23 protein-coding genes are annotated in these 23,326 nt (G+C 74.4%); 12 read left to right on the top strand and 11 right to left on the bottom strand.

Annotated elements, in window-relative coordinates:
* Positions 1-15: 15 nt before the first annotated feature.
* Together BS83_RS10480 and BS83_RS10475 are read right to left on the bottom strand one after the other, a co-directional pair.
* Complete coding sequence (locus BS83_RS10480) at positions 16-747, bottom strand: hypothetical protein (protein WP_037603533.1); 732 nt, start codon at positions 745-747, stop codon at positions 16-18.
* Between the two features lie 58 nt (positions 748-805).
* Positions 806-1,189, bottom strand: coding sequence for a hypothetical protein (locus tag BS83_RS10475; protein ID WP_037603532.1), 384 nt, complete (start codon positions 1,187-1,189; stop codon positions 806-808).
* A gap of 55 nt (positions 1,190-1,244) precedes the next feature.
* Between BS83_RS10475 and BS83_RS10470 the strand changes: the two genes are divergently transcribed.
* The 7 genes from BS83_RS10470 to BS83_RS10440 all read left to right on the top strand — a co-directional run bounded on the left by BS83_RS10470 (position 1,245) and on the right by BS83_RS10440 (position 8,733).
* Positions 1,245-2,174, top strand: coding sequence for a Gfo/Idh/MocA family protein (locus BS83_RS10470; protein ID WP_037603531.1), 930 nt, complete (start codon positions 1,245-1,247; stop codon positions 2,172-2,174).
* 140 nt (positions 2,175-2,314) lie between these two features.
* Positions 2,315-3,094, top strand: coding sequence for a COG4705 family protein (locus BS83_RS10465; RefSeq protein ID WP_037603530.1), 780 nt, complete (start codon positions 2,315-2,317; stop codon positions 3,092-3,094).
* A 144-nt stretch (positions 3,095-3,238) separates the two neighbouring features.
* Positions 3,239-4,510, top strand: a complete 1,272-nt coding sequence (locus BS83_RS10460; protein ID WP_037603529.1) for an NAD(P)/FAD-dependent oxidoreductase — start codon at positions 3,239-3,241, stop codon at positions 4,508-4,510.
* 92 nt (positions 4,511-4,602) lie between these two features.
* Positions 4,603-5,319: a DUF1365 domain-containing protein gene (locus tag BS83_RS10455; protein ID WP_037608619.1), complete on the top strand. Its 717-nt coding sequence runs from the start codon at positions 4,603-4,605 to the stop codon at positions 5,317-5,319.
* Positions 5,316-6,581, top strand: a complete 1,266-nt coding sequence (locus BS83_RS10450) for an SAM-dependent methyltransferase (protein ID WP_051942903.1) — start codon at positions 5,316-5,318, stop codon at positions 6,579-6,581. Before BS83_RS10455 ends, BS83_RS10450 begins: the two co-directional genes overlap by 4 nt.
* Complete coding sequence (locus BS83_RS10445; RefSeq protein ID WP_037603528.1) at positions 6,578-7,918, top strand: SAM-dependent methyltransferase; 1,341 nt, start codon at positions 6,578-6,580, stop codon at positions 7,916-7,918. The genes BS83_RS10450 and BS83_RS10445 overlap by 4 nt, the downstream gene beginning before the upstream one ends.
* Positions 7,915-8,733, top strand: coding sequence for a DUF1295 domain-containing protein (locus tag BS83_RS10440; protein WP_037608617.1), 819 nt, complete (start codon positions 7,915-7,917; stop codon positions 8,731-8,733). The genes BS83_RS10445 and BS83_RS10440 overlap by 4 nt, the downstream gene beginning before the upstream one ends.
* A 25-nt stretch (positions 8,734-8,758) precedes the next feature.
* Here the strand turns inward: BS83_RS10440 and BS83_RS10435 are convergent, their stop codons facing one another.
* The 6 genes from BS83_RS10435 to BS83_RS10405 all read right to left on the bottom strand — a co-directional run bounded on the left by BS83_RS10435 (position 8,759) and on the right by BS83_RS10405 (position 15,381).
* Entirely contained in the window at positions 8,759-9,397 is a 639-nt protein-coding gene (locus tag BS83_RS10435) for a carbonic anhydrase (RefSeq protein ID WP_037603527.1), read from the bottom strand.
* A gap of 167 nt (positions 9,398-9,564) precedes the next feature.
* Entirely contained in the window at positions 9,565-9,972 is a 408-nt protein-coding gene (locus BS83_RS10430) for a DoxX family protein (protein ID WP_051942902.1), read from the bottom strand.
* 68 nt (positions 9,973-10,040) lie between these two features.
* Positions 10,041-11,408: a cryptochrome/photolyase family protein gene (locus BS83_RS10420; RefSeq protein ID WP_037603526.1), complete on the bottom strand. Its 1,368-nt coding sequence runs from the start codon at positions 11,406-11,408 to the stop codon at positions 10,041-10,043.
* Positions 11,409-11,620: 212 nt separating this feature from the next.
* The gene (locus BS83_RS10415) at positions 11,621-12,634 is read right to left on the bottom strand and encodes an RNA polymerase subunit sigma-70 (protein WP_037608614.1); all 1,014 of its coding nucleotides are present in this window, start codon (positions 12,632-12,634) and stop codon (positions 11,621-11,623) included.
* 74 nt (positions 12,635-12,708) lie between these two features.
* Positions 12,709-13,713, bottom strand: coding sequence for a zinc-binding dehydrogenase (locus BS83_RS10410; protein WP_037603525.1), 1,005 nt, complete (start codon positions 13,711-13,713; stop codon positions 12,709-12,711).
* Between the two features lie 111 nt (positions 13,714-13,824).
* The gene (locus BS83_RS10405) at positions 13,825-15,381 is read right to left on the bottom strand and encodes an SDR family oxidoreductase (protein ID WP_037603524.1); all 1,557 of its coding nucleotides are present in this window, start codon (positions 15,379-15,381) and stop codon (positions 13,825-13,827) included.
* Between the two features lie 168 nt (positions 15,382-15,549).
* Between BS83_RS10405 and BS83_RS10400 the strand changes: the two genes are divergently transcribed.
* From BS83_RS10400 to BS83_RS10390, 3 genes are all read left to right on the top strand, one after another.
* Complete coding sequence (locus BS83_RS10400; RefSeq protein WP_157597110.1) at positions 15,550-16,527, top strand: MerR family transcriptional regulator; 978 nt, start codon at positions 15,550-15,552, stop codon at positions 16,525-16,527.
* A 285-nt stretch (positions 16,528-16,812) separates the two neighbouring features.
* The gene (locus tag BS83_RS10395; RefSeq protein ID WP_037603523.1) at positions 16,813-18,057 is read left to right on the top strand and encodes a D-alanyl-D-alanine carboxypeptidase; all 1,245 of its coding nucleotides are present in this window, start codon (positions 16,813-16,815) and stop codon (positions 18,055-18,057) included.
* A gap of 16 nt (positions 18,058-18,073) precedes the next feature.
* Entirely contained in the window at positions 18,074-18,883 is an 810-nt protein-coding gene (locus BS83_RS10390; protein ID WP_037603522.1) for a PIG-L family deacetylase, read from the top strand.
* 31 nt (positions 18,884-18,914) lie between these two features.
* Here BS83_RS10390 and soxR read toward each other — a convergent pair whose 3' ends face one another.
* Entirely contained in the window at positions 18,915-19,391 is a 477-nt protein-coding gene (gene soxR / locus BS83_RS10385) for a redox-sensitive transcriptional activator SoxR (RefSeq protein ID WP_037603521.1), read from the bottom strand.
* A gap of 100 nt (positions 19,392-19,491) precedes the next feature.
* Here soxR and BS83_RS10380 point away from each other — a divergent pair, with 100 nt between their 5' ends.
* Together BS83_RS10380 and BS83_RS10375 are read left to right on the top strand one after the other, a co-directional pair.
* A complete protein-coding gene (locus tag BS83_RS10380) occupies positions 19,492-20,190 on the top strand; it encodes a thiamine pyrophosphate-dependent enzyme (RefSeq protein ID WP_037603520.1) in 699 nt (232 codons plus the stop codon).
* Between the two features lie 50 nt (positions 20,191-20,240).
* Positions 20,241-21,128 carry a transketolase family protein gene (locus tag BS83_RS10375; protein ID WP_037603519.1) on the top strand — a complete coding sequence of 296 codons (888 nt, stop codon included), beginning with the start codon at positions 20,241-20,243 and terminating at the stop codon, positions 21,126-21,128.
* On the opposite strand, the gene BS83_RS10370 is transcribed toward BS83_RS10375, so the two are convergent.
* Complete coding sequence (locus tag BS83_RS10370) at positions 21,112-22,695, bottom strand: MFS transporter (protein WP_037603518.1); 1,584 nt, start codon at positions 22,693-22,695, stop codon at positions 21,112-21,114. The two genes, BS83_RS10375 and BS83_RS10370, sit on opposite strands and share 17 nt — an antisense overlap.
* A gap of 74 nt (positions 22,696-22,769) precedes the next feature.
* The gene (locus BS83_RS10365; protein ID WP_037603517.1) at positions 22,770-23,315 is read right to left on the bottom strand and encodes a TetR/AcrR family transcriptional regulator; all 546 of its coding nucleotides are present in this window, start codon (positions 23,313-23,315) and stop codon (positions 22,770-22,772) included.
* Positions 23,316-23,326: the final 11 nt, after the last annotated feature.

Below are 23,326 nucleotides of genomic sequence, written 5' to 3'. Positions count from 1 at the left end.
GCCTCTCGATCGGGCTCAGCGGTGGGATTCGTAGGCGAAGACGGTCCTGCCCACGGCGTCCTGCAGGGGTTGGAGCCGGTCCTCCAGCCCCTGGAGGTCGGCGGCACGGCCGTCCGACCACTGGCCGAGCCCGACGACCATCGCCCGCCCGGAGCCGGTGAACGCCTGGACCATGGTGCTGTCCGGCGGCAGGGTGCGCAGCCCGGAGGACGGCGGCGGCGCCTGGGCGCCGACCTCGAAGTCCTGGAAGGCCATGCTGAGTTCGTTGACCATCCGGAGCGTGTCCTCGGGGTCCTTCATGGTGAAGACCGCCAGGTTGAACTGGTCGTCCTGCTTGTCCTTGTACAGCGCGACCTGCTCGCCCACACAGCCGTGGCTCGTGTTGATCATCGCGATGAGCCGGGGACCGACCGAGTCCGCCAGGGTGCACGAGGACAAGGTGGCCGCGCCCACCTTCGTGTAGACGGCGCCACCCGCCTTCACCTGGGCGGGAAACGCCTGACGCAGCGGCACCTGCGGCCGGGTCGAGACGCCCGGCGCGGACGCGGAGGCAGACGCCGAGGCCTTCGGGGTGACGACCGCCTGGGCGGGCCGGTCGGCCGTCGTGCCGGACGTGTCCGCGGCGGGCTCCAGAGTCCTGAGCCCCACGAACGTCACCGCGGCGGCCCCGAGCGCCAGCGCGAGGTTGCGCGGCCAGACCCGCGTGGGCAGTCGGTCCTGGTCGGAGGTGGGGTGGTCGTCTCGCACAACGCCCTACCGTAGTGATCGCAGCCCGCGGGCCGACCCCCGGCCGGTCACAAGTGGATCACCTTTCCTCGGCGGGAGAGCCGTGGGCCTCGCGCGCCTCGCGCACCGCCGCGTGCAGGGCCTCCCGGTCCTCGTAGAACCTCATGAACGTGTCGTAGCGGTCGTCGATGATGCGCAACGCGGCGGCCATGGTCAGCTCCACGTTCTCCCGGTCCGACGTGAGCGGCGCCCGCAGCACGTCGAGCATGACCGGCTTGAGAGCCGGTTCCTTCCTGTCCTGCACCAGCTGCACCAGCGCGATGCGCTGCGGCCACTCCTCCAGCGTCCAGTAGAACCCCACCAGCGCCTCGACGTGCTCGGGCCCGACCCGGGGGCGGGCGAACTCGATGTCGTCCCAGGCCGTCGCCAGGACCATGGACCGGAACCGTTCCCATGCGTACATGGGTGGCATGCTAGGCCGTCAGATCCTTCCGATGATCCGTGCGATTGGAGCGCTCATGCCTGATTCCCTGGCGGCCGACGACCTGCTTCCGGTGGGAGTGGTGGGTCTGGGGGACATCGCGCAGAAGGCGTACCTGCCGGTGCTCGGGGCGCTGCCGGGGCTGGATCTGCGGTTGATGACGCGGGACCGGGCGAAGCTGGACCGGTTGGGGGACGCGCACCGGGTCGGTGCCGGGGCGCGGTTCACGGATCTGGGGGAGCTGATCGGGAGCGGGATCCGGGCGGCGTTCGTGCACGCCGCGACGGACCAGCACGTGCCCATCGTCGAGCGGCTGCTCCAGGCGGACGTGGACGTGTACGTCGACAAGCCGCTCGACTACACGCTGGAGGGCGCGCGTCGGCTGGTGGAGCTGGCGGAGCGACGAGGGCGCTCGCTGATGGTGGGGTTCAACCGGAGGCACGCGCCCGGGTACGTGCGCGCCGGGCAGGCGCCTCGGGATCTGATCGTGCTGCAGAAGAACCGGGTGGGGCTGGCCGAGGCGGCGCGGACGCTGGTCTACGACGACTTCGTGCACGTGGTCGACACGCTGCGGTTCCTGGTTCCCGGCGAGATCGAGCACCTGGACGTGCGCTGCCGTCGCAACGGCGACGGGCTGGTGGAGCACGTGGTGCTGACCCTGGGCGGGGACGGGTTCACCGCGCTCGGGATCATGAACCGGCTGAGCGGCTCGACCGAGGAGGTGCTGGAGGTCTCCGGGGGCGACGCCAAGCGGGTGGTCGTCAACCTGGCGGACGTGGTCGACCACGACGGCGGTCAGACGCTCACCAGGCGCGGGGACTGGGTGCCGGTCGCGCGGCAGCGCGGGATCGAGCAGGTCGTGCTCGCCTTCCTCGACGCCGTTCGGGCGGGCAAGGTCCTCGACGCGCGGGACGCGCTGCGTACGCACGAGGTGTGCGAGGAGATCGTGCGCCGGATCGAGGGCTGACGCGGGACGTTGCGCCGTCGGGTTTGACGCCCTTCCGGCGCACGTGGGCGGAATGACCCATTCCATAAGTTGGTGAAAATCTCCCCACGCGTGCCGCCCGCGCGCGGGCGGCACGCGTTCGTGTGGAAGGCTCTCCCTCCATGGCGAGAGATCAACTGCTGCAGTCGCGTCCCGGCGCCCAGGCCCGCCAGGCGCTGAGCAAGGTTCCGGAAGTCACCGCGCTCTTCTGGATCATCAAGGTGCTCACCACCGGCATGGGCGAGACCACCTCCGACTTCCTGGTGAAGCGGTTCGACCCGCAGCTGACCGTCGCGGCGGCCGGCCTCGTGCTGGTGCTCTCGCTGGCCGTCCAGCTGGGGGTGAAGCGGTACTCGGCCGCGATCTACTGGACCGCGGTCGTGATGGTCAGCGTCTTCGGCACCATGGCGGCGGACGTGCTGCACGTCCAGTTCGGGATCGCCTACGTGGTGTCGGCGTCCTTCTTCGCCCTCGTGCTCGCGGCGATCTTCGGGCTCTGGTACGCCACGGAGAAGACCCTCTCGATCCACAGCATCACCACCCGCCGGCGCGAGCTCTTCTACTGGGCCACCGTGCTCACCACCTTCGCCCTCGGCACCGCCACCGGCGACATGACGGCGACCACGCTGCACCTGGGCTACTTCTCCTCCGGCCTGCTCTTCGCCGGGCTGATCGCGATCCCGACGCTGGGGCACTGGAAGGCCGGCCTGAACCCGATCTTCGCGTTCTGGTTCGCCTACGTGGTGACCCGCCCGCTGGGGGCCTCCTTCGCGGACTGGATGGGCGTCTCGCAGCAGCGCGGCGGTCTGGACTGGGGGACCGGCTGGGTCAGCCTCGTCCTGGCCGCGGTCATCGCCGCACTCGTCGGCTACCTGGGCGTGACCCGCAAGGACGTCGCCTGAGCAGCCGCCACACCCGGCCCACGATCGACTGACGGCTCCCCGCCGAACCCGGCGGGGAGCCGTCGGCGTTCCGCACCCATCCGTGCGCGCCGCTGCCCCGAATACCCCACGAGAGGGTTCGGACGGCGCGCGGGGAGAGTCGTGATGGAGCGGGAGCGGGTCGCGGTGGTCGGCAGCGGGGTGGCCGGGCTGACTGCGGCGCACGTGTTGCAGCGGCGGTTCGACGTGACGCTGTACGAGGCCGACGACCGGCTCGGCGGGCACGCGCACACCCATGACCGGGTCGACGCGCACGGAGTGCTGCAGCGCGTGGACACCGGCTTCATCGTGCACAACCGGCGCACCTATCCGAACCTGCTCCGGCTCTTCTCCGAGCTCGGCGTCGGCACGCAGGAGTCGGAGATGAGCATGTCCGTGCGCTGCGAGGGCTGCGGACTCGAGTACGCGGGCGCGCGCGGGCCGCGCGGCCTGTTCGCGCAGCCGCGCCGCGCCGCCGACCCCAGGTACCTGCGCATGCTCGCGGAGGTGCCGCGCTTCCACCGCAGCGCCCGCGCCCTCCTGGCGGCCCCCGAGCAGCCCGGCGGACCGGCGGACACGGTCGGCGCGTTCGCCCGCCGGCACGGCTTCTCGCCCTACTTCGTGGCGCACTTCCTCACCCCGGTGGTCTCCGCGGTGTGGTCCTGCCCGGCCGACGTCGCCCTCGGCTACCCGGCCAGGTACCTGTTCCGCTTCCTGCAGCACCACGGCATGCTGTCCGTCACCGGCTCGCCCACCTGGCGCACCGTCACCGGCGGGTCGCAGGAGTACGTGCGCCGGGTCGCCAAGCAGCTGCACCAGGTCCGCACCGGCACACCGGTGACCCGGGTCGTGCGGGAGGCCGCCGCCGCGCAGGTCGAGGACGCGAGCGGGGAGGTCCGCGCGTACCGGGCCGTGGTGCTGGCGCTCCATCCGCACCGGACGCTCGCCGTCCTGGACGCACCGACGAGCGCCGAGCGCGAGGTGCTCGGCGCCTTCCGCTACTCGCGCAACCCCGCCCAGCTGCACGGGGACGCCTCGGTGCTGCCGCGCCGCCGCGCCGCGCAGGCGTCCTGGAACCACCTGCTGCCCGCCTGCGACGCGGAGTCCGGAGCGGTCCAGGTCAGCTACGACATGAACCGCCTGCAACGCCTGGACACCCCCGACCGGTTCCTGGTCACGCTCAACGGCGGCGCGCTCGTCGACCCGGCGACGGTGCTGGACCGCATGGAGTACGAGCATCCCGTCTACACCACAGGGTCCGTCGCGGCCCAGGCCCGGCTGCCCGAGCTGAACAGCCCCGTCTGCGCCTTCGCCGGCGCCTGGCACGGCTGGGGCTTCCACGAGGACGGCTGCCGCTCCGGAGTGGCGGCGGCCGCGGCTCTGGGGGTCGACTGGTGAACATGACGGCGCACGGTCCCGAGCAGGGAACGGCGCGGCCCGCGGCCGGGGCCGCCGGCACCGCGTCCGGCGCGACCCCGCCGGTCGGCGCGATGCTCTACGACAGCCGGGTCCGGCACGTCAGGACCGCACGGCAGCGTTACGCGCTGGACCACCGCACCTACTACTGGCTCGTCGACCTCGACGCCCTCCCCGTCCTGCCGCGCCCGCTCCGCCCGCTGGCCGGCTTCCGCGGCCGCGACCACTTCGACGGGGCCGGGCCCACCATCCGCGCCGGTCTGGACCGCTTCCTCGCCGGGCAGGGGGCCGCGCCCGCGCGCGGACGGGTGCTGATGCTGGCCCAGGCCCGCGTGTTCGGCTACGTCTTCAACCCGCTCAGCGTCTACTGGTGCCACGACGAGGACGGCGCGCTGCGCCAGGTCGTCGCCGAGGTCCACAACACCTACGGCGGCCGCCACGCCTACCTGCTCGGCCCGGAGGCCGCCCGCGACGCTGCCGCGGACAAGGCCTTCTACGTCTCCCCGTTCCTCCCGGTCGCCGGCCGCTACCGGATGCGGCTGCCCACTCCGGGCGAGCGCCTCGACCTGACCGTGCATCTGGACCTGGACGCCGCACGGGCCTTCACCGCCACCGTGAAGGGCGTCGGACGCCCCTGCACCCTCCCGGCCCTGGCCGCCGCCGCGCTGCGCCACCCGCTCGCGCCGCTGGCCGCGACCCTCGCCATCCGCTTCCACGGCATCCGCCTCTACCTGCGCGGACTGCCCGTCGTCCCGCGTAACCGCCACCAGCCCCAGGAGGGCATGAAGTGACCCTGCAGCAGACCCAGCCGCTCCTGCGGGACCGGATCGACCCGCAACGCTGGGCCGACGTCGTCCGCGTCCCCGAGAGTTCACCGCTGCGCACGGCCGTGGCCCGCGCGGTCATCACCCGCGCACTGAGCCGGCTTCCGCTGCGCGTCCTGATGGGCGAGCGGATCCTGGGACGAGGAGGCCCGCTGCTGCAGGTGCACGACCCCGAGGCGTTCACGGCCCGGCTGGCCGAGGACGGTCTGATCGGCTTCGGCGAGTCCTACCAGGCGGGCGAGTGGGACGCGCCCGACCTGCCCGGCGCGCTGACCGTGATGGCCGAGCAGCTCACCACGCTGGTGCCGCCCTCGCTCCAGCGGCTGCGGCGGCTGTGGGAGTCACGGCAGCCGCACGGCGCCAACAGCGAGGCGGCCTCGCGCACCAACATCCGTGCCCACTACGACCTGTCCAACGAGCTGTTCCGGCTCTTCCTGGACGACTCGCTCACCTACTCCAGCGCCGTCTTCGCCGAACTGCCTGCGCGCTGGGAGGACTTGGAACGGGCCCAGCATGCCAAGATCGACCGGTTGCTGGACCTGGCCGGGGTCGGCCCCGGCAGCCGGGTGCTGGAGATCGGCACCGGCTGGGGGGAGCTGTGCATCCGCGCGGCCAGGCGCGGCGCGACCGTCCTGTCGCTGACGCTCTCCCAGGAGCAGCACGACCTCGCGCTCGACCGGGTGCGCGCCGCCGGGGTCGCGGACGCGGTCGAGATCCGGCTCCAGGACTACCGGCGGCTGGAGCCGCTGCGCGACGGCCGCTTCGACGCCGTGGTGAGCGTGGAGATGATCGAGGCCGTGGGCGTCGAGTACTGGCCCACCTACTTCCGCACGCTCGACTCCGTGCTCGCCCCGCGCGGCCGGGTCGCCCTCCAGGCCATCACCATGCCGCACGACCGGCTGCTGGCCACCCGCCGCACCTACACCTGGATCCACAAGTACATCTTCCCCGGCGGGATGCTGCCCTCCAACGAGGCCATCGAGGAGGCCACCCGCGCGCACACCCGGCTGCGGGTGAGCGGCGGCAACGGGTTCGGGCAGCACTACGCGGAGACCCTGCGGCTGTGGCGCGAGCGGTTCACCGCGCACGCGGACGAGGTCGCCGAGCTCGGCTTCGACGAGGCGTTCCGCCGCATGTGGACCCTCTACCTCGCCTACTCCGAGGCCGGGTTCCGCTCCGGCTACCTGGACGTCCGGCAGATCCTGCTCACCCGCGCGGAGGGCGCATGACCACCACCGCGGACCGCGGCGCCCGCGACCGCCGCGCGGAGTCGGGCGCGGCGGCCCGGCTGCTGCCGCTGATCGAGGAGCTCACCGGCTCGCCCGCGCCGCTGCGGGTGCGCGCCTGGGACGGCAGCACCGCCGGTGCACCGGGTGCGCCCACCCTGGTCCTGCGCTCCCGGCGGGCGCTGCGCCGTCTGCTGTGGCAGCCGGACGAACTCGGCCTCGCCCAGGCCTACGTGAGCGGCGAGCTGGACGCCGAGGGGGACCTGCGCGAGGCGCTGCGGGCGGTCCGTCAGGCCGTGGAGCAGCGTGGGCTGGTGCGGCAGCGGCCCGGGGTCGGGCCGCTGGCGCGGGCCGCGGTCACCGCGGCCCGGCTCGGCGCGGTCGGCCCACGCCCGGCCGCGCCGCAGGGGCAGGCCAGGCTGCGCGGTGCGCTGCACAGCCGGACCAGGGACCGGGCGGCGATCAGTCACCACTACGACCTGTCCAACGACTTCTACGCGCTGCTGCTCGACCCCTCGATGGCCTACTCCTGCGCCTACTGGGCGAGCGACGAGCACGGGTACACCCTCGCCGACGCGCAGCGCGACAAGCTCGACCTGATCTGCCGCAAGCTCGAACTGCGCCCCGGCATGCGGCTGCTGGACATCGGCTGCGGCTGGGGCGCGCTGGTCCTGCATGCGGCCCGGCACCACGGCGTCCACGCCACCGGCGTCACTCTGGCCGCGGAGCAGGCCCGCTTCGTCCGCGACCGGGTGAAGGAGCAGGGCCTGGGCGACCGCGTCGAGATCCGGCACCAGCACTGGCGCGACGTCGAGGCGGCCGGGTTCGACGCGGTCACCACGATCGAGATGGGCGAGCACGTCGGGGACGACCAGTACCCCGACTTCGCGGGGCTGCTGCACCGGGCTCTGGCTCCGGGCGGCCGGCTGCTGGTCCAGCAGATGTCGCGCGGCGCGAACGCCCCCGGCGGCGGCGCGTTCATCGAGTCCTTCATCGCCCCGGACATGCACATGCGGCCGCTCAGCGGGACGCTGGCGCTGCTGGAGCGGGCCGGCTTCGAGATCCGGGACGTGCAGGCGCTGCGCGAGCACTACGTGGCCACCGTCGACGCCTGGCACGACACGCTCGAGGAGCGCTGGGAGGAGTTCACCGCCATGGTCGGCGAGGTCACCGCGCGGGTCTGGCGGCTCTATCTCGTCGGCGGCTCGCTCGCCTTCGAGCAGGGCAGGATGGGCGTCGACCAGATCCTGGCCCGCCGTCCGGCCGGATCCGCCGGGCGGGGCGAGGAGCGCGACGGGTGGGACGGCCCCGGTCGGCCGGAGCCGAGGTCGGCGCGGTGAACGCCTTCCCGTGGGCGGCGTTCGCGGCGAACCTCGCCGCCGCCGCGGGCGCGGCGCTCGCCGTACTGCTGGCGACCTTCGCGATCGCCCTGGTCAAGGGGATCCACCGGATCGTCGACAGCGCCTGGGGGCTCGCCTTCGCGGCCGTCGCGGTGACCTCCTGCGCCGTCGCGGCGGCGGGAGGCCACGGGGACCCCGGACGGCGCGCGCTGGTCACCGCGCTGACGGTGGCGTGGGGGCTGCGGCTGTGCCTGCACATCGCCTGGCGCGGGCGCGGCCACGGCGAGGACCCGCGCTACGAGCGGATGCTCGCCAAGGCCGGGCCGGGGGCCGCCCGCCGGGCCTGGTACGCGCTGCGGATGGTCTACCTGCTGCAGGCCGCGCTGGTGTGGCTGATCTCGCTCCCGGTGCAGGCGGCCTGCTACGCGCCCGAGCCGGTCGGCGTGCTCGCCGTGGTGGCGGCGCTGGTCTGGGGGGCCGGTGTCGCCTTCGAGGCGGTCGGCGACTGGCAGTTGCGCGCCTTCAAGGCCGATCCGGCGAACCGCGGCCGGATCATGGACCGGGGGTTGTGGGCCTGGACCAGGCACCCCAACTACTTCGGCGACTTCCTGGTCTGGTGGGGCCTGTACCTGCTCGCCTGCACCGGCCTCGCGGTCGCCGCCGCCACCGTGGTCTCGCCGCTGACGATGACCTTCCTGCTCACCGCGGGCAGCGGCAAGGCGCTGCTGGAGCGGCACATGGCCGACCGTCCCGGCTACGCCGCCTACCGGGCCCGCACCAGCGGCTTCTTCCCCCGTCCGCCGCGCCGGGTCTGACCGGGCGCGGCGGGCGGGGCGGACGTCAGACGGCGGCGCCGACCGCGTCGAGGCCGCGGGTGGTGACGACGTTCGCGGTGCCGTCGGTGAGCCGGTAGGACAGGCCGACCACCGCCGTGCGGCCGGCGTCCACCGCCTCGCTGAGCGCGCGGGAGCGGTCCAGCAGCAGGTCGACGGAGGCGCGGACGTGTTCCGCTATGAAGTCGGAGTCCTCGGTGTGCCCGGCGGCGCGGGAGGCCAGGATGCTCGGCGTGACACGCTCGATCACGTCGCGCACGTAGCCCTCCGCCGCGGGAGCCCCGCCGACGGCGTCACGCGCCGCGCCCACCGCGCCGCAGGAGTCGTGGCCCAGCACGATCACCAGCGGGCAGCCCAGCAGGCTCACGCCGTACTCGATGCTGCCGAGCACCTCGGGACCCATCACGTGACCGGCGGTGCGGACGACGAACAGGTCGCCCAGGCCGCGGTCGAAGATGATCTCGGCGGCCAGGCGCGAGTCGGAGCAGCCGAACAGCACCGCGAAGGGGCTCTGGCCGGGGGCCACCTCGGCACGGCGGGCGGCGTCCTGGTTCGGGTGCTCCGGCGAGCCCGCGACGAAGCGCTGGTTGCCCGCCATCAGCAGGTCGAAGGTTTCCCGGGGAGTCCGTGCCATGGAGTCACTCATGCCTGCAGACTACGGCGCGCCCCCACGGCACGCATGATCGGGGTGCCCGTCGGCGGTCGACCCCGCCGGCAGACCTCGGCCAGGCCCGTCAGCCGACTCGGCCCGTCCCTGGCCCTGAGGGGTGGACGAGACCGGTGCTGACGACCGGGGCGGGTCGGCCCGGTCGGTCAGCCGCGACGGCCGGCCCGCGCGATCCGCAGCGACCGCACCACCAGCGGGACCTGGAGCGGCACCCGGCCCCAGGCCGCGGCCCGCAGCGCCGGGGCCCGGTCCTGCCAGTCCAGCGCCATCTGCACGTTCGCGGGCAGCACGGCCAGGAAGAGACCGGCGGCCATCCAGCCGCCCGCCCTGCGGGTCCGAGGGTTGGCCAGCGCCGCCGCGACCGTCAGCTCGGCCACGCCGCTCACGTACGTCCAGGTCCTGGCCCGCCCCGGCAGGGCCCGCGGCACGATCGCGTCGAAGGGCTTGGGCGCGAGGAAGTGCGTCGCCCCAGCGACGGCGAGCAGCCCCGCCAGCGCGGTGGCGGACGGAGCGGCGGGGGACGCGGCGGCGGGGGCGGGGGTGCTGTCGGTCATCGGACACCTCGGGGACTCGGGCGCGCTTGGTTACCAGTCGGTAGGCAACAGTAGCGGGCCGGGCGGTGTCAGTCGGCGCCCCGTCGGCGGCGGAACCTGGCGAGGGCCTCGTCGAGCGCCACCAGCGGTTCCGGGTAGCCGAGTTCGGCCCGCAGACCCGGGGGCAGCTTCCACGGCTCGTGGATCGCGGGCGCACTGAGCCGGGCCAGCTCGGGCACCCAGCGGCGGACGTACTCGCCCTCGGGGTCGTAGCGCTTGGCCTGGGCCGTGGGGTTGAGCACGCGGTTCGGCCGGGTGTCGGTGCCGGTACCCGCGACCCACTGCCAGTTCATCTGGTTGTTGGCCACGTCGCCGTCGACCAGAAGGGAGAGGAAGTGGCGCGCCCCCTCCCGCCAGTCGATCCCGAGGGTCTTGCACAGGAAGCTCGCCGTGACCATGCGGGCCCGGTTGTGCATCCACCCCTCCGCGGCCAGCTGCCGCATGCCCGCGTCCACCAGCGGGTACCCGGTACGACCCTCCTGCCAGGCCCGCAGCTCCTCGGGAGCGTCCCGCCAGGTGTCGTGACGGGGACGGTAGTCCTGCCGCGAGGCCTGCGGCCGGGCGGCGAGCACCTGGTGGTGGAAGTCGCGCCAGGCCACCTGCCGTTCGAAGGCCTGCGCCCCGGCGCTCGGCGCGGACCTGGCCCGCTGGACGAGTTCAGCGGCGGACAGCGTGCCGAAGTGCAGGTCGGGGGAGAGACGCGAGGTCAGGTCGTCCGCCAGGGCGTCGTGTTCGTCCTCGTACGCGTCCAGGTGGTGGTCCAGCCACTGGGTCATCCGGCGACGCCCGGCCACCTCCCCGCCGGCCGCCAGCAGCGGTGAGAGCGAACTCGGTCCTGGGCGGGCCGGCAACGCCTCCGACGCGGGCTCGGCCGGGGTCCGCAGCCGGCGCGGCGCGGGCAGCGGCGTCCGCAGCGGCACCGTGGACCAGCGGCGCAGGTACGGGGTGAAGACCGCGTAGTGGTCGGAGCCGGTCGGCACCGCCGTGCCCGGCGCGACGGCCGTCAGCACGGCCTCGTGGGTGACCAGCCTGGCCCCGAGACCGTTCAGGGCCGCGCGGAGCCGCTCCTCGCGGGCGAGGGCGAACGCGCTGTGGTCGGCGGCCGTGTGCACCTCGACCGCGCCGGTCTGCTCCACCAGCCGCGCGACGTCCTCGGCGACCGGTCCGTGACGCACCACCAGCCGGCTGCCGCAGGCGCGCAGACCCCGGTCCAGATCGGCCAGGCAGTCGTGCAGGAAGGCCAGCCGGTTCAGGGCCGCGAACCCGGCGGCCGCGACGGCGGGATCGCTGACGAACACCGGGACGACGTCCGCCCTTCCGCCCGCCGAGGCCGCGAACAGCACCGGATTGTCGGCGAGCCGCAGATCGCGGGTGAACAGGCAGATCCGGACCGTCATGCCGTGGCGCCTTTCCTGGCAGGGGACACCCGTCGCGTCACCCCGTGGTGCGGCGGCCGGGGACGGGCCCGCCATTTCGGCCGTTCCGGCCGCCGCGCAGCGAGAGCCTACGGACGTGCCGTCGGGGGAGGCCCTCGCCACGCCCCAGCAAATCCAGGCCCGAGGAACGATGCACAGCGCATCGTTCGCGCAGCGGTTCGCCGAGGCGCGGTTCAGCGCGGCGCGAGCACCTCGGGGAAGCCGAACACCGCGACCAGCGCGGGATCGTGGAAGGAGACCACGGAGGCGACGCCGCCCGCCGTCGGGGTCAGCACCACGACCCCCTGCGCGCGCAGCACCCCGTCGGCGTCCCGCCGGTACTCGACCGCGGCCGGCTGGCCGTTGGCCGTGGTGGCGAGCATCCGCCAGTCGCCCGGCGCGCCCAGGACGTACGCGTCGAGCATCCGGAGGCAGTTCACCCGGCCCGCCTGCCAGTCGCGGAACGGCGTCGCCTCCAGCGTCGCGTCCGCGCGCAGCACGGCCTCCAGCAGCCGCGCGTCGGCGTGCTCGAAAGCGGCGACGTAGCCGTCGAGCAGCGCCCGCGCCCGCTCGTCGGTCGGCTCCAGCAGGGCCTCGGGTTCGGGGTCGAGTTCGTCCAGCCGGGCGCGGGCGCGCTGCAGCCCGCTCTTGACCGCCGCCGCGGTGGTGCCCAGGATCTCCGCGGTCTCGTTCGCGGAGAACACCAGCACCTCGCGGAGCAGCAGGATCGCGCGCTGGCGCGCGGGCAGGTGCTGCAGCCCCGCGATGAGCGCCAGCCGCAGCGACTCTCGGGCGACCACCGCGGCGGCGGGATCCCGTCCGGCTTGATCGTCGCCGGCCGAAGCGATCCAGCGCTCCGGCAGCGGTTCCAGCCACGCCACCTCACCCGGTGGCACCTGCCGCGGCCGCCCCTCGGACCCGTCGCACGGCCCGGTCAGTCCCGAGGGCAGCACCCGGATCCGGCGCGGTTCCAGCGCCGTGAGGCAGACGTTGGTGGCGATCCGGTAGAGCCAGGTCCGCACCGACGCGCGGCCCTCGAAGCCCTGGTAGGAACGCCAGGCCCGCAGATACGTCTCCTGCACCAGGTCCTCGGCGTCCTGCGCCGAACCGACCATGCGGTAGCAGTGCGCCAGCAGTTCCCTGCGGAACCGCTCGGTCTCCGCGGTGAAGCGCTCCTGGTCCGCGGCCTCCTGCGGATGCGCCGTCATGCCGCGAGTGTAGGACGGGAGAACCGACCCGGCCGGGGAGACGGCCGCCGGGGCGGCGGCCGTCGCGGTCGCCGTCACGGGCGCAGCGCGAGCTTGCCGACGGTCGCCCTGGCCTCCAGCTCGGCGAGGACCTCGGGGCCGTCGGCGAGCGGACGGACGGTGGGCGCGGCGGGCGGCAGGACACCGGCGGAGACCAACGTCGAGAGCTCGCCCATGACCTCGCCGAAGACCTGCGGCGCGGCCCCGATCAGCACCCCGATGTTGAGGCCGACGAGCTGGACCTGGTGCCGGTAGACCAGATCCCGGTTGGTGACCGCGGCCTCCCCGCCCGCCAGCCCGAGGACGACCACGCGGCCGGTCACCCGCCTGGCCGCGGCCAGCGAGGCCTCGAACGCCGATCCGCCTGCCGACTCCAGCACCAGATCGGCGCCCGCGCCGCCGGTCAGCCGCAGCACCTCGGCGGCGAGGTCGCCGCTCCTGGAGTCCAGCACGTGGTCGGCCCCGAGTGCACGCACGGTGTCGTGCTTGCCCCGCGACGCGGTCGCGATGACCGTCGCGCCGTAGTGCTTCGCCATCCGCACCGCGGCCTGACCGGTCGCACCCGCCGCCGCGTGGATCAGCGCGGTCTCCCCGGCGGCGAGCCGGCCGAGCGGCCGCAGTGCGGCGAGCGCGGCGGGCCAGTTCACCACCAGGCCCAGCGCCTGTTCGGCCGTCCATCCCTCGGGCACCGGCATCGCCCCCGCCGCGGGCAGGACCAGGTACTCCGCGAAGGCCCCCTCCCCGACGCCCGCGACCAGCGACCCGGCGCGCGGGCCGGTGCCCGCCGCAGCCACGACCTCCCCTGCCGCCACGACCTCCCCTGCGGCCTCGAAGCCCGCCAGGTAGGGCGGCTGCGGGCCACCGAGGAACGTCCCACGGGACCGGGAGACGTCGGCGAAGTTCACCCCCGCGACGGCGACCTTGACCAGGACCTCGCCGGGGCCCGGCACCGGGACCGGCGTGTCGGCGACCAGCCGCAGGTCCTGCGGACCTCCGTGCGACCTCTGCTCCAGCGCGCGCATGGTGGCGGGAACGCTCACGGCGATCAGCTCCTCTTCGCTCTCGGCCTTCGTCGGCGGGCCGCCCCTTCGCCGGGCCGGCCCCTCGACCAGGTAGACCGCCGTCGGAGGGAAAAGGAATCGCTCGCCCGCTCAGATCCGGCCGACCAGGCTTCCCTGCCTTCGCCGCGCCGGGTCAGGGCGCTCGCGGGCGGCCTCGCGGGCGATGTTGCGCACCATCCCGCCGAAGACGATGCCGTGGAAGGGCGCCACGCTCCACCAGTACAGGTGCCCGGCCAGGCCGCGCGGGTGGAAGACGGCCCGCTGAAGGTAGCGGGAGCGCAGCGGCCCGTCCGGCTGCACCCGCAGCTCCAGCCAGGCCAGACCCGGCAGCCGCATCTCGGCGCGCAGCCGCAGCAGGCTGCCCGCATCGATCTCCTCGACCCGCCAGAAGTCCAGCGAGTCGCCGATCCGCAGCCGGTGCGGGTCGCGGCGGCCCCGCCGCAGGCCGACCCCGCCCACCACCCGGTCCAGCACGCCGCGCAGCGCCCAGGCGAGCGGGAAGGAGTACCAGCCGTTCTCGCCGCCGATGCCCTCGACCACCCGCCACAGGTCCGCCGGGCTCGCCCCGACGGCCGACTGCCGCACGTCCTCGTAGAGCGAACCGCCCGCCCAGTCCGGGTCGGTGGGGAGCGGATCGCTGGGCGCGCCGGGGACCGGCGCCGAGGACCAGCGGGTCGCCACGTCGGCGTCCTTGATCCGTGCCAGGGCGAGGCGGACGGCGTCCTCGAAGCCGACCAGGCCCTCGGGCGGATCGGGGATCCAGCGCCGGATGTCGCTCTCCCGGCAGACGACCTCGTGCCGCAGCGACTCCACCAGCGGCCGCGCCAGACCGCCGGGCACGGGGGTGACCAGACCCACCCACAGGCTGGACAGCGCCGGCGTCAGCACCGGGACGGGCAGCACGACGCGGTGCGGCAGCCCGGCGACGCGGGCGTAACGCAGCATCATGTCCCGGTAGCTCAGCACGTCGGGGCCGCCGATGTCGAAGCTGCGGTTCACTTCGGGCGGCAGCTCGCCCGCCGCGACCAGGTAGCGCAGCACGTCGCGGACCGCGATGGGCTGGATCAGCGTGCGGACCCAACGGGGCGTCACCATCACCGGCAGCCGCTCGGTCAGGTGCCGCAGCATCTCGAACGAGGCCGATCCCGAGCCCAGCACCACGGCGGCCCGCAGCTCTGCCGTCGGCACCGGCCCTGACCGCAGGATCTCCCCGACCCTGGCCCGCGAGCGCAGGTGCGGGGAGAGCGCCTCGGGGGCGACGCCGCTCGGCAGCAGCCCGCCGAGGAAGACGATCCGGCGGACGTTCGCCGCCGCGGCGGCCTCGGCGAGGTTGCGCGCCGCGGTCGCCTCGGTGCGCTCGAAGTCGGGGCCGCTCCCGAGCGAGTGCACCAGGTAGTGGACCACCTCGACGTCCTTCAGGGCCGGACCGAGCGTGGCCGGGTCGCACAGGTCGCCGCGCACCCGTTCGACCCGGTCGGCCCAGGGCTGGTCGCGCAGCCGGTCCGGATCCCGGCTCAGGCAGCGGACCCGGTGTCCGGCGGCCAGCAGCTCGCGGACCAGACGTCCTCCGATGTAGCCGGTGGCACCGGTGACCAGGCACAACGCCCCGGTTGCGGTGGCAGGCGGGGGAGACGAGGCGTTCACCATGGGCCCTCCCTGGTCGACGGAATGCCCTTCCAGGGTCCCGCCGGGCGCGGGGGACCACGAAGGGCAGCGATGCCGCATCGATAAGGACGATGCAGGATCGATGCGATGGGTGCCCTCCGTTCGTTCTCGGACAGGGTGGTCCCAGTAGCACGCACCCGGAGGAAGCCCATGCCTGCTCACACCGCTCCGGAGATCGGCCTGCCGACCGGGGAGGTGGCGCGCCGCCTCGGCGTCTCGCCGGTCACACTGCGTTCCTGGGAACGGCGGTACGGCATCGGACCGGCGCAGCGCGCCGAGGGACACCACCGCCGCTGGACGGCGGCGGACATCGCCCGGCTGGAGGTGATGTGCCGGCTCACCGCCCAGGGCCACCCCCCGGCCGAGGCCGCGCGCAGTGCCGTTCTCGGGCCGCTTCCCGCGTGGGCGTCAGAGCCCGATCCGGACGAATCCCGTCCGGCGGGCCGGGACGCCGGGGGCGGCGACCGGCGCGAGCAGGGCGGGGGCGACGCGGCGGGCAGGCGGCAGGCGCGGGGGCTGATCCGGGCGGCGGACCGGCTCGACGCGCCGGCCGTGCAGGAGCTCCTCTCGGCGGCCCTGGACCACTGGGGTGTGGAGGGCGCCTGGGAGAACGTCATCGCCCCGGCCCTGCGTGCGGCCGGCCGGCGCTGGACGGCGCTGGGGGAGACCTACGTCGAGGTCGAGCACCTGCTGTCCTGGCACGTCGCCGCCGAGCTGCGGCGCCACGCCGCGGTCGTGCCGCGGCGCGGACCGGTGGTGCTGCTGGCGGCGACCCCCGGCGAGGAGCACACCCTGCCGCTGGACGCGGTGGCGGCGGCCCTGGCCGCCAGGGGCGTCGCGTTCCGGATGCTCGGAGCGGCGGTTCCGCCGCTGGCGCTGGCGCAGGCGTACCGCCGCCTGGGCCCGGCGGCCGTGCTGCTCTGGTCGCAGTCCCGCGCCACCGCGGGGCCCCAGCTGGCAGCCGATCTGATGGGTCTTCCGCTCGGGGTCGCCGGGGCGCGGCACACCCCGCTGCTGCTGCTGGGAGGCCCGGGCTGGCGGTCCGTGACCGGTCCCCCGTCGAGCCTGCGCCCGGCGAGCCTGCGGGCGGCGGTGGACCGCCTGGCGGTGGCGGCCGCGGTGCAGTGACCACCCCCGGCGGGCCGTCGGGCGGGCTCGGCACCGGGATGGTTCTGAACGTGAAGGGCGCATTCGCTCAGGGTGGTTGCTCGGGCAGTTCCTCGCGCCCCTGACGGGGCCGACGGCTTCGGGGGCGCCGGGCGGTATCGGGCGTTCTGACCCGGAGTGTTGATCTACCGTCGGACGCGCGGTCCTGGCAGACTCGGTCGGTCTGTCACCTCGTGCAGTCCCGCCCGTCCCGCCCACTGAGACCAGCCGGCCGGCTGACCCGATCAGCGCGGTCGTGGGGGAGTCATGTCTCGGCCTCGCCGTACTCTTCGCAACGCCTGCCTGACCGCGGTCGCGGCCCTCTCCGCGCTGTCGCTCGGCGTGACGACCGCGACCGCCGCGGGCGGCCCTACCGCCGCCGACCGGACCATCGCGGCCAAGCTCAACTCCCGTTTCCCCGCGGAGCATCTGGGCGCGCACGCGGGCGGGGAGGTGATGGACGTCGCCGCCGGACGCGTCGTCTGGTCCCGCAACGCCGGGACGACGCTGATGCCCGCGTCGAGCGCCAAGCTGGCCACGGCGCTGGCGGCGCTGACGGTGCTGGGGACCCGTCACACCGAGCAGACCCGCGCGCTCCTGGACGGCAGCACCCTCTACCTCGTCGGCGGCGGCGACCAGCACCTGACCAGCGCCGACCTGAACGCCCTCGCCGCGGCCACGGCCGCCGCACTGAAGGCGCAGCACCGCACCTCGGTCACGCTGCGCGTGGACGACTCGCTCTTTCCCGCGCCGACGCTGTCGCCCGGCTGGCCGTCGAGCTACTACCCGGGCGAGATAGCGCCGGTCCGGGCGCTGGCGCTGCTGGGGGACCGGGTGATGGACACCTCGCTGCACGCGGGCACCGTCTTCGCCTACCAGCTCGGCACCCACGGGATCCACGCCACCTCGGCCGGACACGCCACCGCACCGGGCGGCTCACGGCTGCTCGCCGCGCACACCTCCGGCTCGCTCGCCTCCGAGATCGAGTACATGCTCAAGGAGAGCGACAACGACAACGCCGAGGGCTTCGCCAGGCTCACCGCGCTGGCCCAGGGCCGCACCGCCGACTGGCGCGGGGCCACGGCCGCCGTCCGCTGGGCGATGACGCGCTACGGCGTGCCGCAGAGCGGGGTGGTCATGTACGACGCGAGCGGCCTGTCGCGCAGCGACAGGATGACCGCGTCCGCGCTGGTCACCCTGGCCGGGCTGGCGGTGGACGCCCGCTACAACGCGGTCCTGTGGCCGATCCTGCCGGGGCTTCCGGTCGCGGGCGTCGACGGGACGCTCGGCCCCGGCTACGGCCGGTTCACCACCTGGCCGAGCGACTGCGCGAAGGGCAAGGTCCGGGCGAAGACCGGCACCCTGCACGACGCCATAGCCCTGGCCGGAGTGACGGTCGGCAAGGACGGGCGCTGGAAGTCCTTCGCCTTCGTGGAGAACAGCGCGCCGAACATCACCGCCGCCCGCGGCGGCGAGGACGCGTTGGCGGCGACGGTCGAGGGCTGCTGGTAGCCCGGGAGGAGCAGGGATGACCAGGGAGCCGGGCCACGCGCTGCTCGCCGTGCACGCGCATCCGGACGACGAGTCGCTGTGGACCGGCGGCCTGCTCGCCCGGTACGCCGCACGCGGCCGGGCCACGGCCGTGGTCACCTGCACGAACGGCGAGCTGGCGGACGGAACCTCGGCCGCCGCACCCGGTACCCGGGTCGGCGAGCTGGCCGAGGCGCTCGGGGTGCTGGGCGTCGCGGAGTCCTCGGTGCTCCCGTACCGGGACTCCGGCCACCTCGGCGCGGGCCGCGGCTCGCTCTGTGCCGCGCCCTTCGACGAGTTGGTGACGCGCCTGGTGGAGCGGATCAGGGCGCTGCGTCCGGCGGCGGTGGTGACCTACGACGCGGCCGGGATCTCCGGCCATCCCGACCACGTCCGGGTCCACCGCGCGGTACTGGCCGCCGTCGAGGCGGCGGCGAACCGGTATGTCGAGCCCGAGGCGGGGCCCGCGTGGGCCGCGCCCTCGCTCTGGCTGGCGACGATCGCCGAGTCCCGGCTCCGCGCGGCCGCTGGACCGCCGTCCGACGCGGTTTCCGACACCACGGCGCCGCCCTCACTTCCCTGCACGCCCGACGAGCGGATCGCGGCGGTGGTCGACGTGCGGCCGTGGCTCGACGTGAAGTGGGCGGCCGTCAGGGCCCACGCCTCGGAGTTCGCGCGAGGCGGGCGGGTCACCGCCTTCGAGGACGCGCGGCTGCGCGAGCTGTTCCTGGGCACGGAGTGGTACCTGTTCCGCCCCGGCCCGGGCGCCGCGCCCGCGGCCGGTCCCGGGGACCTGCTCGCGCCGTGAACTCCCAAGGTGTGTCCTGCTCGGCCGTGTCCTACTTGGCCGCCGGCGAGGGCGTCGGCGGCTGGTCGCCCAGCAGGTAGCGGGCTCCCGCGCCGTTCTCGGCGGCGGTGTCGTCGGGGTTGTAGAGACCGCAGGTCTTCAGCGAGAGGCAGCCGCACCCGATGCAGCCGCCCAGTTTCCGGCGCAGCAGCTGCAGTTCGGCGATCTGGTCGTCGATCCTGTGCTGCCAGGCACGGGCGACCGGGGCCCACTCGGTGGCCGTCGGGGCGTGGTCCTGCGGCAGCCTGGCCAACGCCGCGCCGACCTCCTCCAGGGAGAGGCCCACCCGCTGCGCCGCGCGCACGAAGGCGACCCGGCGCAGCATCGCCCGGTGGTAGCGCCGCTGACCGCCCGCCGTGCGCTCCGAGCTGATCAGGCCCAGCTCCTCGTAGTAGCGCAGCGCGGAGGTGGCCAGTCCGCTGCGGGCGGCGAGTTCGCCGATCGTCAGCCGGTCCCGAAGCGCCGTCATCGGAGCCCTTCCCTTCCTTCGACCAGGTTCCCTCCCGGCTTTCGATCATTTCGGATCCGCCGCTTGACTTCAAGTGCGCTTGAAGTTGCACGATCATGCCATGACGTTGACCACGGCAGATGCCTGCACCGCCACCGACCTCGCCCACCTGATGAGCCGCATGACCGGCGCCGAGAAGCACGGCCCGGCCGCGAGCTCCACCCTCGACGCGCTCTGGGTCCTGTACGACCGGGTGCTGCGGATCACCCCCGACACCGCCGACGCCCAGGACCGCGACCGCTTCCTGCTGTCCAAGGGCCACGGGCCGATGGCCTACTACGCCGTCCTGGCCGCCAAGGGCTTTCTCGACCCCGCCGTGCTGGACACCTTCGGCCGCTACGACTCGCCGCTCGGCCACCACCCGGACAGGACCCTGATCCCCGGCGTGGAGATCGGCAGCGGTTCCCTCGGCCACGGCCTGCCGCTCGGCGTCGGCACCGCGCTCGGACTTCGGGCCCAGGGGCTGACCGACCCCGCGGTCTGGGTGCTGATCGGCGACGCGGAGCTCGACGAGGGCAGCAATCACGAGGCCCTGGCCTACGCCGGTGCGGCGGGGCTGGACCGGCTGCACACGATCGTCATCGACAACCAGTCCGCCACCCACGGCTGGACCGGCGGCATCGCCTCCCGCTTCACCGCCGCCGGCTGGTCCGCGGTGACCGTCGACGGCCGCGACCACGACGCCCTCCTCGAGGCGTACACCCGACCCCACCCCGACCGCCCGCACGCCGTCGTCGCGGTCGTCGAGCCCAAGAACTGATCCGACGCGCGCCCCCGAACCCGCCCCACCCAGACCCAGGAGCACCCGCCATGCGTGACCGTTTCATCTCCACCGCCACCGCCCTGCTGGACGAGGACCCCCGGCTCGCCGTCGTCCTCGCCGACATCTCCGCCGCCGGATTCGACTCGGCCGCTGCCGCGCACCCCGACCGCGTGCTGAACGTCGGAATCAGGGAGCAGTTGCTGATCGGGGCCACCGGCGGGCTCGCGCTGACCGGCATGCGGCCCATCGCGCACACCTTCGCCAGCTTCCTGGTCGAACGGCCCTTCGAGCAGGTCAAGCTCGACCTCGGACACCAGGGCGTCGGCGCGGTGCTGGTCAGCGCGCTGGGCTCGTACGACTGGCCGGCCGGCGGCCGCACCCACATGTCCCCGGCCGACGTCGCACTGCTGGACACCCTGCCCGGCTGGACCGTGCACGTGCCCGGCCACGCCGACGAGGCCGACCTGCTGCTGCGCGACGCCGCGGCCGGCGACGGCCTGGTCTACCTGCGGCTCTCCGCCCAGACCAACGCGAGCGCACGGCCGATCACCCCCGGACGGTTCCTGACGGTCAGGGAGAGCGCGACCGGCCCCGTGGTCGTCGCGGTGGGGCCGGTCCTGGACGAGGTACTGCGCGCCGTGGCGGGGCTGGACGCCACGGTCCTGTACGCCGCGACCGTCCGCCCCTTCGACCACGCCGCGCTGCGCACCGCGCTCGCCGGCCGGGCGAGCGCCGACGTGGTCCTCGTCGAGCCCTACCTGGCCGGCACCTCCACGCCGTTCGTCAGCGAGGCGCTGGCGGACCGGCCGCACCGGGTGCTCGGCCTCGGCGTCTCCCGTGAGGAGCTGCGGCACTACGGCACGATGGACGAGCACATCGCCGCCCACGGCCTGGACGCCCGCTCGCTGCGCGAACGGATCAGCTCCTGGGCGTGAGCTCCTGCCCCCGGGCCGCCCTGCGGCGGCCGAGCAGCGCCCAGGTGAGCACCGCGGCCGCGACCAGCAGGCCGCCCGAGAGCAGCGCCGCGACGTTCATGCCGTGGACGAACGAGGTCTGCGCGGAGTGCAGCAGGGCCTCGCCGGTCGCACCCGGCAGACTGTGGGCCGTCTGGACGGCCCCGCCCAGTGAGTTCTTCGCGTCGGCGGCGCTGCCCGCGGGCACGCCGGCCGGCAGGACCAGACCCGAGCGGTAGATGGCCGTGACCACGGTGCCGACCAGGGCGATACCGAGGGCCGTGCCCAGCTCGTACGCGGTCTCCGAGACCGCGCTGGCCGCGCCGGACTTCGCGGCGGGCGCCGCGTCCAGCACCATCGTCGTGGACATCGCGTAGACGACGCCCTCGACCAGGCCGATCGCCGCGAAGGCCGCGCCGATCAGCAGGTAGGGGGTCGACGCGTCGACCCAGCCCAGCAGGCCGAGGCCGAGCCCCATGGCCAGCAGCCCGCCGGCCAGGGCGCGCCGGTGGCCGAAGCGCCCCGCGAGCCAGGCCGCGGCCAGCGCGCCCAGCGTCGAACCGGCGAAGGCCGGCAGGTCGGCGAGCCCGGCCTGCAGCGGCGAGTAGCCACGCACCAGCTGGAAGTACTGGGAGAGGAAGAAGACCACGCCGGAGAGCCCGATCAGCGCGATCAGCGCCGCCAGCACGGCGGCGGTGAAGCGGCGGTCGCCGAAGAGCCTGACGTCGAGCAGCGGCATCGGCAGCCGCAGCTGACGACGCCAGAAGGCGACCAGGCAGCCCACGCCGAGCACCGCGGCCGGCCAGACGTCGGGGCGGGCCAGGCCGGAGACGGCGGCCTCCTTGACGGCGTAGACCGCGCCGATGATGCCGACCAGCGACAGCACCACGCTGAGCAGGTCCCAGGCGCCCGGCTTCGGGTCACGGGACTCGGGCAGCAGCCGGCGGCCGAGCACGATCAGCACGAGCACCAGCGGGACGTTGATCAGGAAGACCGAGCCCCACCAGAAGTGCTCCAGCAGCACGCCGCCCAGCAGCGGACCGGCCGCCGCGCCGGCCGTGGCCGCGGCGCCCCAGATGCCGATGGCGCGGGCGCGCTCACGGTCCTCGGGGAAGAGGGTGCGGATCAGTGACAGGGTGGACGGCATGATCGTCGCACCGGCGACGCCGAGCAGCGCACGGGCCGCGATCAGCCAGGCCGCACTGGGCGCGTAGGCGCCCAGGAGGGACGCCGCGCCGAAGGCGGCCGCGCCGATCAGCAGCAGTCGCCTGCGGCCGATCCGGTCGCTGAGCGAGCCCATGCTGACCAGCAGACCGGCGATGACGAAGGAGTAGATGTCGCCGATCCAGAGCAGCTGCGGTGCGGAGGGGTTCAGGCTCTCGCTGATGAAGGGCAGCGCGAGGACGAGCACCGTCGCGTCCACGGCCACGAGCAGGACGGCCAGGACGAGCACGCCGAGGGCCACCCAGCGGGCGCGCGGGCTGCGGGCGCCGGGCTGGATATATCGGTAGGCAGAAGTCGTCTGGGGGACCGTCATGTCGGTGGGCATGTCTCTCTCCTGAGAGCCGAAGTACGAGAGGAAGTCGAGGGAGGGAAAGGAAGCAGCGAGGTCGGGAGGCCGGGTCAGGCCGTGCGGGCCGCGCCGCCGAGGAAGAGCTCGGTCAGGGCGCGGGTGCTGTCGCGCTGCGCCAGGCGGCCGTCCTGGACGGCCCAGCCGACGCCCGCCAGGAGGTCGAAGAACGCCTCACTGAGCCAGGACGCCGGAAGTTCCACGCGGAACGCGCCGGACTGCTGGCCGCGCAGGAAGAGCGCGGCGACCCGGGCGTCCATCCGGTCCCAGGCGTCGGTGATCCCGGTGTCTTCGAACAGCCGGTTCTCGCCCGCCAGGAAGGCGGCGAGCTGGGCGTCGGGGATCAGGGCCTCGGCCAGCCTGCGGACCGCCTCCACCGGGTCGCCCTCCTCGATCGCGGCCGTGTCCAGCGCCGCGTCCATCCGGACCAGCGCCAGCGCGCCGATCTCGCGGATCAGCGCGTCACGGCCGGGGAAGTGGCGGTGCAGCGTCGCCCGGCTGATGCCGGCGGCGCGCGCGATCTCGTCCATCGGCGCGGTCGGCTGCCGGGAGAGCAGCGCGACGGCGGCGAGGAGGACGGATTCGCGGTCGGTGGCCATGATGCAAGACT

Origin of the sequence: Streptacidiphilus rugosus AM-16, assembly GCF_000744655.1 — a bacterium.
GTDB lineage: Bacteria > Actinomycetota > Actinomycetes > Streptomycetales > Streptomycetaceae > Streptacidiphilus > Streptacidiphilus rugosus.
The sequence above is the reverse complement of the archived record's forward strand: the minus strand, read 5'-3'. Positions and strand labels throughout refer to the sequence as shown.

Bases quoted from the DNA above. Each gene is read 5' to 3' on its own strand.
- BS83_RS10475 (WP_037603532.1), bottom strand. From the start codon at position 1,189: ATGTACGCATGGGAACGGTTCCGGTCCATGGTCCTGGCGACGGCCTGG.
- BS83_RS10470 (WP_037603531.1), top strand. From the start codon at position 1,245: ATGCCTGATTCCCTGGCGGCCGACGACCTGCTTCCGGTGGGAGTGGTG.
- BS83_RS10465 (WP_037603530.1), top strand. From the start codon at position 2,315: ATGGCGAGAGATCAACTGCTGCAGTCGCGTCCCGGCGCCCAGGCCCGC.
- BS83_RS10460 (WP_037603529.1), top strand. From the start codon at position 3,239: ATGGAGCGGGAGCGGGTCGCGGTGGTCGGCAGCGGGGTGGCCGGGCTG.
- BS83_RS10455 (WP_037608619.1), top strand. From the start codon at position 4,603: ATGCTCTACGACAGCCGGGTCCGGCACGTCAGGACCGCACGGCAGCGT.
- BS83_RS10445 (WP_037603528.1), top strand. From the start codon at position 6,578: ATGACCACCACCGCGGACCGCGGCGCCCGCGACCGCCGCGCGGAGTCG.
- BS83_RS10435 (WP_037603527.1), bottom strand. From the start codon at position 9,397: ATGAGTGACTCCATGGCACGGACTCCCCGGGAAACCTTCGACCTGCTG.
- BS83_RS10430 (WP_051942902.1), bottom strand. From the start codon at position 9,972: ATGACCGACAGCACCCCCGCCCCCGCCGCCGCGTCCCCCGCCGCTCCG.
- BS83_RS10420 (WP_037603526.1), bottom strand. From the start codon at position 11,408: ATGACGGTCCGGATCTGCCTGTTCACCCGCGATCTGCGGCTCGCCGAC.
- BS83_RS10415 (WP_037608614.1), bottom strand. From the start codon at position 12,634: ATGACGGCGCATCCGCAGGAGGCCGCGGACCAGGAGCGCTTCACCGCG.
- BS83_RS10405 (WP_037603524.1), bottom strand. From the start codon at position 15,381: ATGGTGAACGCCTCGTCTCCCCCGCCTGCCACCGCAACCGGGGCGTTG.
- BS83_RS10400 (WP_157597110.1), top strand. From the start codon at position 15,550: ATGCCTGCTCACACCGCTCCGGAGATCGGCCTGCCGACCGGGGAGGTG.
- BS83_RS10395 (WP_037603523.1), top strand. From the start codon at position 16,813: ATGTCTCGGCCTCGCCGTACTCTTCGCAACGCCTGCCTGACCGCGGTC.
- BS83_RS10390 (WP_037603522.1), top strand. From the start codon at position 18,074: ATGACCAGGGAGCCGGGCCACGCGCTGCTCGCCGTGCACGCGCATCCG.
- soxR (WP_037603521.1), bottom strand. From the start codon at position 19,391: ATGACGGCGCTTCGGGACCGGCTGACGATCGGCGAACTCGCCGCCCGC.
- BS83_RS10380 (WP_037603520.1), top strand. From the start codon at position 19,492: ATGACGTTGACCACGGCAGATGCCTGCACCGCCACCGACCTCGCCCAC.
- BS83_RS10375 (WP_037603519.1), top strand. From the start codon at position 20,241: ATGCGTGACCGTTTCATCTCCACCGCCACCGCCCTGCTGGACGAGGAC.
- BS83_RS10370 (WP_037603518.1), bottom strand. From the start codon at position 22,695: ATGCCCACCGACATGACGGTCCCCCAGACGACTTCTGCCTACCGATAT.
- BS83_RS10365 (WP_037603517.1), bottom strand. From the start codon at position 23,315: ATGGCCACCGACCGCGAATCCGTCCTCCTCGCCGCCGTCGCGCTGCTC.